The 11,561-nt window shown below is 49.0% G+C and carries 8 protein-coding genes; 3 read left to right on the top strand and 5 right to left on the bottom strand.

Features of this window, described 5'->3' with window-relative positions:
* Positions 1 to 347: 347 nt before the first annotated feature.
* On the top strand, positions 348 to 1,226 hold the full coding sequence (locus KDK13_RS16435; RefSeq protein WP_306671167.1) for a patatin-like phospholipase family protein: 879 nt from the start codon (positions 348 to 350) through the stop codon (positions 1,224 to 1,226).
* On the opposite strand, the gene dgt is transcribed toward KDK13_RS16435, so the two are convergent.
* From dgt to KDK13_RS16420, 3 genes are all read right to left on the bottom strand, one after another.
* Positions 1,195 to 2,664 carry a dGTPase gene (dgt, locus tag KDK13_RS16430; protein WP_257286065.1) on the bottom strand — a complete coding sequence of 490 codons (1,470 nt, stop codon included), beginning with the start codon at positions 2,662 to 2,664 and terminating at the stop codon, positions 1,195 to 1,197. The genes KDK13_RS16435 and dgt overlap by 32 nt on opposite strands.
* A gap of 165 nt (positions 2,665 to 2,829) precedes the next feature.
* Positions 2,830 to 3,171, bottom strand: coding sequence for an acid-activated periplasmic chaperone HdeA (hdeA, locus tag KDK13_RS16425; protein ID WP_257286064.1), 342 nt, complete (start codon positions 3,169 to 3,171; stop codon positions 2,830 to 2,832).
* A 145-nt stretch (positions 3,172 to 3,316) separates the two neighbouring features.
* A complete protein-coding gene (locus KDK13_RS16420) occupies positions 3,317 to 3,913 on the bottom strand; it encodes a hypothetical protein (protein WP_257286063.1) in 597 nt (198 codons plus the stop codon).
* A 167-nt stretch (positions 3,914 to 4,080) separates the two neighbouring features.
* Between KDK13_RS16420 and KDK13_RS16415 the strand changes: the two genes are divergently transcribed.
* Positions 4,081 to 5,247 (top strand): SPFH domain-containing protein, encoded by a 1,167-nt coding sequence (locus KDK13_RS16415; protein WP_257286062.1) that lies wholly within the window; start codon positions 4,081 to 4,083, stop codon positions 5,245 to 5,247.
* Between the two features lie 85 nt (positions 5,248 to 5,332).
* Entirely contained in the window at positions 5,333 to 7,303 is a 1,971-nt protein-coding gene (locus tag KDK13_RS16410; RefSeq protein ID WP_257286061.1) for a DNA topoisomerase III, read from the top strand.
* 153 nt (positions 7,304 to 7,456) lie between these two features.
* On the opposite strand, the gene KDK13_RS16405 is transcribed toward KDK13_RS16410, so the two are convergent.
* Both KDK13_RS16405 and KDK13_RS16400 read right to left on the bottom strand, forming a co-directional pair.
* A complete protein-coding gene (locus KDK13_RS16405; RefSeq protein ID WP_257286060.1) occupies positions 7,457 to 8,071 on the bottom strand; it encodes a hypothetical protein in 615 nt (204 codons plus the stop codon).
* 251 nt (positions 8,072 to 8,322) lie between these two features.
* Positions 8,323 to 11,561, bottom strand: a 3,239-nt coding sequence (locus tag KDK13_RS16400; RefSeq protein WP_257286059.1) for a hypothetical protein, incomplete at its 5' end; no start/stop codon positions are given.

Below are 11,561 nucleotides of genomic sequence, written 5' to 3'. Positions count from 1 at the left end.
TGCCCGACGGTAGGTCTACAAAAGACCGAGTAAAAGTAGCAAGGAATGAACAAACTCTCAAGCGGAGCGCTCTACGCCTGCGCGGCCCGGCACTCCTGTCTTATATCACCGCCCGATTGGGCGATGCTTTACGACGGGTTTGGTAAAGACTATATGACTTGTCGGGATTCGGTTGAGATTTACGGTTGAGATTTACGGTTGAGATTTACTTTAGTGCAAAGCTGGGCTCATGACATAATGTCGGCTTGGGTAGAAACTTTCCAAGGGCGCTCCAGGGGACTTCTTCCGTTTTTTTCAAGAAACGTTTGTTCAGGAAACGTTGCTATTCAGAGAAGTGTTGTTAATTAATGAGCATGTTTACGTCAGGGTTTTTCAAAAACAAGCCGTATCGGTTAGGACTCACCCTGTCCGGAGGTGGGGCAAAATGCATGGCTCAGATCGGGTTGCTGCAGTACCTGAAAGAGCATGGTATAGAGCCGGATATTATTTCCGGTGCCAGCGGCGGGGCCGTGGTGGGTGCCCTGCACAGCGCTGGATATGCACCGGAAGAGATTCTGGACTTCTTTGTTTCGACCCGGATGTTCAGCTTTCGAAACTTGTCTTTTAATGCACTCGGATTGATTGACTCGGAGAAAATTGCGAAAAACTTTCAGCCATATTTTCCCGAGGACAGCTTTGAATCATTGAAAAAGCCGCTGTATGTTGTGGCGACCGATCTGAACAGGGCCCAACAGGTGGTATTTAACAGTGGTCCATTGATTAATGCATTGACGGCATCGTCCGCCTACCCGGCAATGTTCACACCGCTCAAATGGCAGGGAACAGTCTACGCGGATGGCGGGATTATCAATAACTATCCCTCAGACCTGATACATGACCAGTGTCGTCATCATATCGGGATGTACCTTGCCCCGATCATGTCCAGGCCCAGTGAACATTTCGCAAATACATTTGATGTGCTGGACAGAGTGTTCCAGATCTACAGCTCTGCCCGGCAATTTTCCAATATCAACCTGCCAGAAGTCTCCCTGGCACCGGAAGGTATCGAGGACTGCAGCGCTTTTATGGTGAAGCCGGACCAGTTAAGGTCTATTTATGACATGGGTTATAGTGCCAGCAGAAAATACTTTGAGAGCGAAGGTGCGCAATGGCTGAAAACCATGAAAGATGGAGGTCACAAACGTCCATCCTGGTTTAAATTGCCGATAGGCTTTGATACTCAGTAAGTACGAAGTGATCCGTCATGCCGCTCATATAGTCCAGAATCAGTCTTGTCCGGAAATACCATTCAAGATCATTCTCTTCAGCGGGAGAATGCTTTTCCTGACGCATTTGATGCACAGCCCGCAAATAGGCTGCTTTATACTTACGGGACAAACGATGATTCAGTCGATGCTCGATAAAGTGTTCGCCATCGTCCAGATTCTCGAGATTTGAGAATGCAGTTCCGGGAAGTTCCAGAATTGGGCGATAAATGTCCAGTAATCCCATCAGCGCCGCATATCCGCGAAGTTCCGGCGTTTCTTTCTCCTGACTGCTGAACACATGGCGTATGGCGACCGTTTTCAGCGTTTTCAGCGCCAGATGCTGGTCTGAGCCGCCATCAATTAATGGCTCATCCAACGTACCATGGAAAACTTCAGCATGCTTTTGCAGGTATCGGTTAGCGGCATAGTTGACCAGGTCACGGACCAGTTGTGAGCGCAAATGACGGATAAAGTTCTGCGGGTTATCTTTGGCAACGTTTTCTGCGGTTTTAATGATATCCGGCAGGTACCGGCTCTTTTCGCCAGTGAACTCCTGCCACACCTCTTTCAGCCAGAAGCTCAGGCCCCTGAATGACAGAATGCCCTTATCGATAGCATCTTCCAGATCGGCAATGCAATAAGAAATATCGTCCGCTGCCTCCATGATGTAGACCAGTGGAAAGCGACAGTTTTCTTGTATCTCAAGGTGTTTCCAGATGTCCCGGATCAGGCGGTGTTCTGAGTAATAGAAGCCGGGCTTTTTCTGACGGTAGGCAAACCCGGATTTCCTGTTCTGATCAGGTGATCGGGTGTATTTGATGGTGGCAGCCAGCTGAGACCAGGTCAGGTTGAGTGCCTGCAGGCTATGAATAATGCGCAGCCCCTGGGCGTTGCCTTCAAATACCGACAAGTCCGGTAACAATACCTGGTAAAAAAGTTCTGAATGACCGGTTTGGCCATTGACGGCCGATTGTCTTGCCATGGCCTTGTGATGGCAGGCTTCGCCATGGTTCTGAACCCATCGGCTGAACGCCGCTTCACCAAAATGGCCAAAAGGCGGGTTACCCACGTCGTGCAGCAGACAGGACATTTCTACCAGATTGGTAAAGGCTGTTTCGATGCCTTCCAGGCCGAGCTTTTCCAGTTCCCCATTCTGTTTTAACTGATCCAGAATGGTTTTCGCCAGGTAGCGGCCCGTTTGCTGAACTTCCAGTGAGTGGGTAAGGCGGCTGCGGACGGCTGCATTGGTTTCCAGTGGGTAGACCTGGGTTTTCTGCTGAAGTCGTCGCAGGGCTGCTGATTGAATAATGCGCCCCCGGTTACTCTCGGTCTCCGTAATCAGGTCCCTGGGCTGTGTCCAGGCTACCGGCTCAGGGCGGTCGCAGGTCAGTTTTTTGAGATAATCCAGAGGTGCCATAGGCTTGGTAACCGGGGGTTTTAATGTGTGTTCAGGTTACCATATCTTTCGGCTGATCGGAGAGTGGCATGATTTGCGGCGTTGATCATGAACCGTTACCGGGAACACCTGCTTTGGGGACGCAGGTGTTCTGGAGTGAATATCCGGGTTCGAGTTACTGAAAGACTACATGTGCTTTTTAAACTCAGATTTTACCTTATCCCAGAATGATTCCTGAAGATTTCGGTTGCAGAACTCAAGAAGTGTGGGTCGGATGGTTTCAATGCCCTCTACATCGAAAGCGGTATCTTCAGGCTTTCCGGCTTTACTGTAGGCTGTGGCCCAGCCAATGGCATAGGGTTGGTAGTTTTCCTGGAGTTCAAGGTAATCTGCACAGGTCCATTCCGTGATGGGTTTGGCAGGTTTAGTACTGTTGGTCGGGGTTTTACTCTGGTCAGAGCTTGCAGCAACGGCGGTCAGGGGTACAGCGGTCAGGGCCATGGCCAGACCGATAACTTTCATTTCCATCGTGATCACCCTTTAACGGTTGTAAGCTTGAAAATTCTAGTTCAAGGGGGGGGGGGCTGCCAGATAAAGGTGCTTTCCCCCCTGGTAGTTAAAAGACTACCGTGGAGCTGTCAAAGGGGAGTTAGAAAGTACATTTGGTATAACCTCAAGGCAACAATGGCGGTAATTGGGGTTTTCGATGCCTGAGCGGATTCTGGCTTTCCACAGGGTCAATCATTTCAGGTGATTTCAATCCACCACCGAGAAAGCTGCAGGCTTTTTCTCTTGCCTGTTCTATAAGTCGATTTTGCGTTTCCTTATCAAGTTGGTTAAATCCTGCCATTTCCTGTGATAGCACCAGAAACGTGATTTCCCTTGATGGTCTGACAAGTTCTTCTTCAACACATAATTCAATAAGTTCATCATTAACCGGTTGTTGTTGCCTGTGTTTCATTGCATAAGCCCATTTGGCCCCAGTATCATTCTGGATGGTTTCCTCAATTGAAGGAGAGGGGGTGTCCATCGTCCTGTCAGCAAGGGAGACTGCAGATGAGGAGTCCCCGGCAGCCAGATCTTGTGGTGAAGAAGAAATGGGTGTGTTTTTTGAAGTGTCTTTTACAATCCTGATGTTTTCCCTGGAATTAAATGATGCGTTGGTCTCATTGATTTTTCGGGCAGATGTGACAGTTTGCTGACCATTTTCTGAATCAACAAGGTTCATGTTTGGATATCTGATATTCCCATTAGGGTTAATGCTGGACATGAATAATTTTTCCTTGAAGTCTTCTGGGTTGGTCGATGATGGTTTGGTATTGAACATTTGGATCATTAATTAATTAACAAGTTCCTTTTTAATTTTCGTTTTCTGGCTAATTGCTTTGCTATAACTACTGCACCTGATAAGTCTTTATTTAAACCCGGAGTTAAATTGTGGAAAAGAAACAGATGATGTTATTTGGTTTTCTTCTTTTTTTACCCTTTCCGGGTGAAAAAGCGGAAGCCTATGATTTCTATTCTTATATTCCTTTTCTCTACAGAGTTCCGGAGGGAAGCGTGGGGGTATTCAGGAATAGAAACCAATTTTATGATGATGTCTATCCTGCTGGTGTTTACCCTGTCTGGCCTTCCGATGAAGGGTTTGTTGTCAGCATCATGCCTGAGAAGGTGGCAGTGCCTGATATTTCCTGTACTACTGCCGAGGGGGTAAAAATAACCTTTCCCCGAATCACCGTTCATTATCAGGTACATGAACAGGATGTACTGGCCCTGGTGAAAGGATATGGACTTGATTTTGTCAAACCCGTCATAAAAGATCCTGTGAAACAGGGGGTTGCTCATTTATGCGGAGCGATGGCCGCTGAAGCAGTTTACGGTGAGGAATTTGCCATGTTAAAGGAGTGTCTGGGTGATTATCTGGCAGGGGAGCAGAAGGATAAAAACTCAGGAATATCAATTTCTGATCTTGACATCGATTTTCCCCGGGTACCGAATGTCATTATTGAAAGTCATGCTGGCCATAATCCAGATCACCAGCCCCAACCCCCAACCACTTGCGAACAGCCGTATGAGATTTTCTACACCCTGGAAGATGAGCAAGAAGCTGCAAGTTGTCTCTGTGGCAGTGGTGATCAGCCTCATGAACCTTATCTGGAACCTGTTCCGGAAGGTGATGCACCGGAGTCCACCGGATCAGTTGCTGACAACGTGCTTACCAGTGAGCTCAGCTTCACAGAGGAAACAAACACCGGTGATAGCGGGCAGGCAGGTGATGAGGTACCTCAGAAAGAGCAGTCTGTTCAGTGGGCTGTGGATCCATTTATTGATCGCTCCGATGTTGATGTTGATATTGACGTTGAAGATACCGAGCCTTCAGAAAACTGTCGGGATTCCGGGTTAGAACCTGTGGAGGAGGTACACGTTAATGCCGTGCCGGTGAACAGTGCCGATGCTGAAACAGAGATCAACCGGAATATACCACCAGAATGGGGTGATGCGGTACCAGACCAGGAAAGGAGTAAGGAAATGCTTAATCAGCAGAGGCAAGATTTGCAAGGACTCTGGAAGAATAACAATAGCCGGTTGTACCTGGTCTGGTAAGAAAACAGATGAATGCTCGCCAAATGATGAAATATGCTGTATAAAAAAACAGTATTTCAGTCATTGTAAACCGGATTGTTTTTGAATGCGGTTATTTATCGCCGAAAAGCCCAGCCTGGGGCGAGCCATTGCGGATGTTTTGAAAAAGCCCCTGAAAAAACAGGAGGGCTATATTGAGTCCGCTTCAGGAGATGTGGTGACCTGGTGCATAGGTCATCTGCTGGAGCAGGAGGAGCCGGATGCCTACGACCCGGCCTACAAGACATGGAAGCTTGAACACCTGCCTATTGTTCCCATGCAATGGAAGCTGAGGCCCAGAAAGGGAGGACGTTCACAGTTATCCGTCATCAATAAGCTGCTCAAACGGGCGGATATTATTGTCAATGCCGGTGACCCTGACCGTGAAGGCCAGTTGCTGGTGGATGAAGTGCTGGACTATCTGAAGCTCTCTGCCCAGCGTAAAAAAGATGTTCGTCGTTTATTAATCAGTGACCTTAATCCTTCTGCCGTTTCCCAGGCGCTTGGGCGGATGCGATCCAACCAGGAGTTTGTTCCACTGGCCGTTTCAGCGCTGGCGCGTTCCCGGGCAGACTGGCTATACGGTATTAACCTGACCCGGGCCTGCACATTGCTTGGCCGGAAGGTCGGCTTTAATGGTCTGCTCTCCATCGGCCGGGTTCAGACGCCAATATTGGGCCTGGTCGCCAGGCGTGATACCGAAATTGAACATTTTCAGCCCAAGCCTTATTTTGAGGTTTTTGCCACACTACTAACGGCAAAAGACGAAACCTTCAAAGCCAAATGGATACCCAGCGAAGCCTGCCAGAACTGGATGGATGAAGAAGGGCGGGTGCTGGATCGGCGGCTGGCACAGAATGTGGTGGATCGGATCACCGGCAAGCAGGGTACGGTAAAACGTGTTGAAGACAAGCGTGGAAAAGAAACCCCTCCATTACCCTACTCGCTGTCGGCACTGCAGATAGATGCGGCCCGGCAGCTGCGTATGGATGCAAAGGCAGTGCTTGATGGCTGTCAGCGCCTTTATGAGCAGAAACTGATTACTTACCCCCGTTCAGATTGTCGTTATCTGCCCGAAGAGCACTTCTCTCAGGCACCAGAAGTGTTGGCAACGATCCGCCATAATGTGTTTTCACTGGGAAAGGCGGTAGACCAGGCATTGCCAGAACGGAAAACCAGTGCCTGGAATGATAAAAAAGTGGGGGCACACCACGCCATTATTCCCACGTCGCTGAGAACTGACATTGAACGATTGTCCGATTTGGATCGCAAGTTGTATGCATTAATTGCCAGACAATATGTGGTGCAGTTTTATCCTGATCATACGTTCAGAAAAAGAGTCGTTGATGTTGAAATAGAAAAAGGCCTTTTCCGAGCCGGGAGCCGCCAGACGGTAGAGGAAGGGTGGAAGGCTCTGATTAATACGGGAAAAAGCCATCAGCGTTCCTCTGATGACAAGAGCGATGAGGATAATGGAGAGAGCGCATTTTTACCCGAGCTGGCCAAAGGTGATGTTCTTGATTGTCCTGAAGCTGAGCTCAAGGAAAAAATGACACAGCCCCCGAAACCATTTAATGATGCAACACTCCTTTCGGCCATGACGGGCATCGCCCGATTTGTTCAGGATAAAGATATTCGAAAGATTCTCCGTGAAACCGATGGATTGGGAACCGAAGCAACCCGGGCCAGTATTATTGAGCTCTTGTTCAAGCGCCAGTTCCTGGAGCGCAAAGGACGGAGCATTCATGCATCGGCAACCGGCAGAGCCCTGGTCAATGCATTGCCAGAAAGAGTAACGACACCTGATATGACCGCACGATGGGAAGCCTCCCTGAACGATATTGTTGAGCGGAAAGGCAGTTATGGGGCGTTTATGGGGGGGCTTGATCAGGAGTTGAGAGCTTTATTGATGCAAACCATGAACGATGGTTTGCCTTCTGTTGCCGGATTGTCTGCCCCTTCCAATCAGCCGTTTAAACGAAAAGGCAGGGGGAAGAGTACCGGAAGCCGCCGGAAAAAGCGGAACCAAAGCTCCTAGTACAGCTAAGCGTTGAAACCCATACCGTTCGTGCTGAGCTTGTCGAAGTACGGTGGCACCATCCTTCGACAAGCTCAGGATGAACGGGGTGTAAGGGTATTAACACTTTTTTGCACTAGTGTTCATACATAGACAACGTTGCAAATGTAATACTCAAAAAAAGAGCTTCACAAAAAACTGGGTAGTGTATTGGTCAGAATTGCCACGATAGTTAAGGCCAAACCCCCAGGACTTATCGACTTGATATTCTGCTCCGGCAGTGAAAAAGCCGGTATTGGCCTCTTCATCCCGGTCATAAAATTGCTGTATATAGCCGGTATTCAGCCATAGGCCCCGTTCCAGATGATAACGGGCACTGACCGATGCTGTGTAGGCTGTGACTTCATCTTTTGTTTCATCAGTATCTACAGAGAGGCCATTTCTGAGTCGGCCACTGGTGACGGATGGAATGATATGGAATCTGTCTGTTGGCTTCAACAGCAGGCTGGCTCCAGCAAAGTATGAGCTGCCATCAATCTCGATATTACTGGCAACTTCATCTTTATCGATACGTCCATAGGCGTATCCCGCGTTCAGGATGACGGGTATCGATGGAATTTTATAGGCACCATTGACAAACCAGGTCGTTCCATCAGTATTCTGTGTGCCCTGGTTCTGATTATTGAAGCCAAAGCCGGTATTAATAAATGTGTAGTTATAGTCATTACCTGCGAAAGCGATGGCTGAAGTAGAAAGCAGCAAAGAAAGTAACAAAGCGTGAAGGTTCATGTGTTTAATCCTTTGTCTGTCGGGAAAGTCTGTAGTGAATAGGGGGGGATATGGTATGAAAAGTACCTGCCACTACAGCTTTACTTTAGTGATTGTTATTTTTTCAAAAAGTTCCAATGGAGAGATCTTTTTTGTGTGGCTTAATCAGTCACTTTCTGGTGGAATATATTTTAGTTGCAAATACTGGATTAACCAAAGTTCTGAGTTGGTTACCGGCAATCAGACGTTCATTAAGTTGAATTTGCCCACTCTTATCCTGCGTGCATCATCGCAAGCAGTCCTTTGATAAATTCCTGCCTCTTGATCAGGTAATCATTAACAGCCTGACTTGTCGCCAGCCTGTTGTTAACCCTGTGCTCAAAATCATTGCGGCAGGCATGGTTAGCCAACTTCGTTTGAAGATTCGCAGTCAGCGTATAAAGACGTTGTTGTTCTTCCTGAAGCTGGTCAGTCCGATAGTCAGGAGGTTGTTCAGAGTGCAGGGCGATAAATTGCCTGGCTTTGTTCAGGGTCAGCAGGGAGCGCATAAGCAAGCCAAAAATACACTCATCGGTGTTTTGTGGGAAATTAAAAAGAATGGTTCGTGGTATGTTGAGTACCTCCCCTTTTTGCAATCGATCGGTCAGCGGGTCAAGGTTATCAGCGAGGTATTCCAGCGTATCGTTCATTAACCTGGTTTCTTCAGCAAACGACAGGCACATGACCGGCCTCTCGACGCCAGGAACGTGAACAGCCAATCGCGCATCATGTCCAGTGGTTATTCTGGCGTCAACACTGACATTAAGCTCCATGACTTTCGTACCCAAATCACCGTCTTTCAGATCAATACTGTAGGCTTCAGGCAGTTTGATTGCCTGACATCCCAGGATTGGCCAGATAATGATGCTTTTGGGGATATCTGAATAATTGTCGGTGTTCAGTGCCTGCAGCTTGCCAAAGAGTGTCCTGGCAGACGCTTCTGTTGAGCAGATAATGTCAATATCATTAAATGATGTGCAGAGGCTCTGTAAAAAGCGCGAGTATGAACCGGTAACCAGAATGGGTGGATGGCTACAGGAACCATTGACTTCCTGAATAATCTCCAGTGCTTTCAGTGTTTGTACATTTACCTGCGGAACCTGATTGTCCGGGAATTCGGGTCTGCCTGTTGAGCATGTAGCTGACAATGGTTTCAGTGGGTGAACCGTCTTGTCGGTAATGGCCTGACTGGCCGACACATTTTCTTCTGCTTCATCCCGGTATTGACAGGGCAATGGTTTTTTCCTGCCGTTGGCAACGGACACCGCTACCCATTTTGCGTTGCGGCCGGGGCTGGAACTCTTTGTATCATTGCCCGGGGCAACGACGTGTTCCCCTCTAAACAGCATTTTATCCACTATATTGGCTTCAGAACTGCATTGCTCAAACCAGTGGCCTAAAGCATGACGCATTTTGCTTCTTTCAGGAAACCGTTGAAGGTATTCAAGGACCTGACTTTTACTGATTTCCCGTCCGCCAATAGACTGTCCCGTAATATGGCAATGTGCCAGGAAGAAGAAATGTATCCGTGAATTCTGAAATGAGCTCCTGAGTGCCCGGATTGATTGGAATACCTGTTCTGCTGATACTGCCTGATGGTCAATTGTCAATGCATTTTGCATGGCCATGAATTTCAATATGCATTGCAGCCGATGCTGCTCATCGTCTTTGATCGGTACGTTGTTCAGGATTTGCCAGGCACCTTGAAGTATATCCCGGGCTTCATCAGTTTCATCGTACTGCTGAGATTGTTTCAGGCTTTGAATCAGATAGTTGGTTTTCCTTGAAGAATGATCTCCGGATACTTTATTGAACGCTTCCAATACGTCCTGGTTAGCCAGATAGTTGCCATTCAATTTCCTTGCATTCAATGCCAGCTGAGAATAAAAAATAGCCCTTTCGAGCAACAAGCCACCGCGTTCATAATCCTCTACTACTGCTTCGGGTATGACCTGCTGGCCATTCAACGGCAAATATCTCAGGCAACAATCCGCCTTGAAGCGCGCTGTGCCCAGTTTCCCTTCCGGACTGTCCGGAAAAGCCCTAACCACTGCATCCGGTGTGACCAGATGGCCATTCAATGGCAGGTTTCTGAGGCAACATTCTGCTTTGAAACGCGCTATTTCCAATGTTGCCTTGAGTGCCTGATAATCGTTAAACACCGAATCCGGTGTGACCAGCAGGCCGCCCAACGGCAGGCCTTTCAGGCAACATTCCGCTCTGAAACGCGCCAGTTCCAGTGTTGCCTTGATGGACTGATAGTCCTTAACCACTGCATCCGTTGTTACCTGATGGCCATTCAACGGCAGGCCCTTCAGGCAACATTGATCCTTAAAGCGTGCCTGCTCCAGTGTTGCCCTGGCTGCCTGAAAACCCTTGACCACCGTATCCGGTGTGACCGGCATGCCATTCAACGGCAGTCCCCTCAGGCAACATTCCGCCCTGAAGCGCGCCAGCTCCAGTGTTGCTTTAGCTGCCTGACAATCTTTGGCCACCGCATCCGGTGTGACCGACTGCCCATGCAACAGCAGGCCGTTCAGGCAACATCGTTCCTTAAAGCGTACTATTCCCAGTTTACCTTCCGGATTATCCGGGAACGCCTTAACCACCGCATCCGGTATGACCTGCTGGCCATCCAATGGCAGGCGCTTCAGGCAACACTCTGCTTTGAAGCGCGCCAGTTCCAGCGTTGCCTCGGCTGCCTGATAATGGTCAACCACCATATTCGGTGTCACCAGCTGGCCATTCAGCGGCAGGTTCTTCAGGCAACATTCTGCCTTGAAGCGCGCTATCCCCAGTTTGCCTTCCGGACTGTCCGGGAACGCCTTAACCACATCATCCGCCGTGACCAGCTGGCCATTCAACGGCAGGCCCCTCAGGCAACATTGTTCCTTAAAGAGGGCCAGCTCCACCCTTGCCCTGATTGCCTGATAATCCTTGGCCACTGCATCCGTTGTTACCAGCTGGTCATTTAACGACAGGCCCTTCACACAGCAATCCGCCTTGAAGCGCGCTATCCCCAGTTTGCCTTCCGGACTATCCGGGAACGCCTTAACCACAGCATCCGCCGTGACCAGCTGGCCATTCAGTGACAGGCTCCTCATGCAACATTCTGCCTTGAAGCGTGCTATCCCCAGTTTGCCTTCCAGACTATTCGGGAAATCGTTAACTACCTCACCCGGTGTCACCGGTTGACCCTTCAACTGCAGACCCTTCAGGCAACATTCCGCTTTAAAGCGCGCCAGTTCCAATGTTGCTTTGGCTGCCTGATAATCCCTGACCACCATATCCGGCGTAACCAGCTGTCTATTCAACGACCAGCCCCTCAGACAACATTGCTCCTTGAAGCGCGCCAGTTCCAGCGTGGCACTGGCTAGCTGATAATCCTTAACCACGGCATCCGGTGTAATCCGCTGGCCACTGAACGACAGCCCCTTCAGGCAACAATCCGCTTTGAAGCGCGCTATCCCCA

The sequence above is a fragment of the Endozoicomonas sp. SESOKO1 genome (assembly GCF_024606265.1).
Taxonomy (GTDB): Bacteria; Pseudomonadota; Gammaproteobacteria; order Pseudomonadales; family Endozoicomonadaceae; genus Endozoicomonas.
The sequence above is the reverse complement of the archived record's forward strand: the minus strand, read 5'-3'. Positions and strand labels throughout refer to the sequence as shown.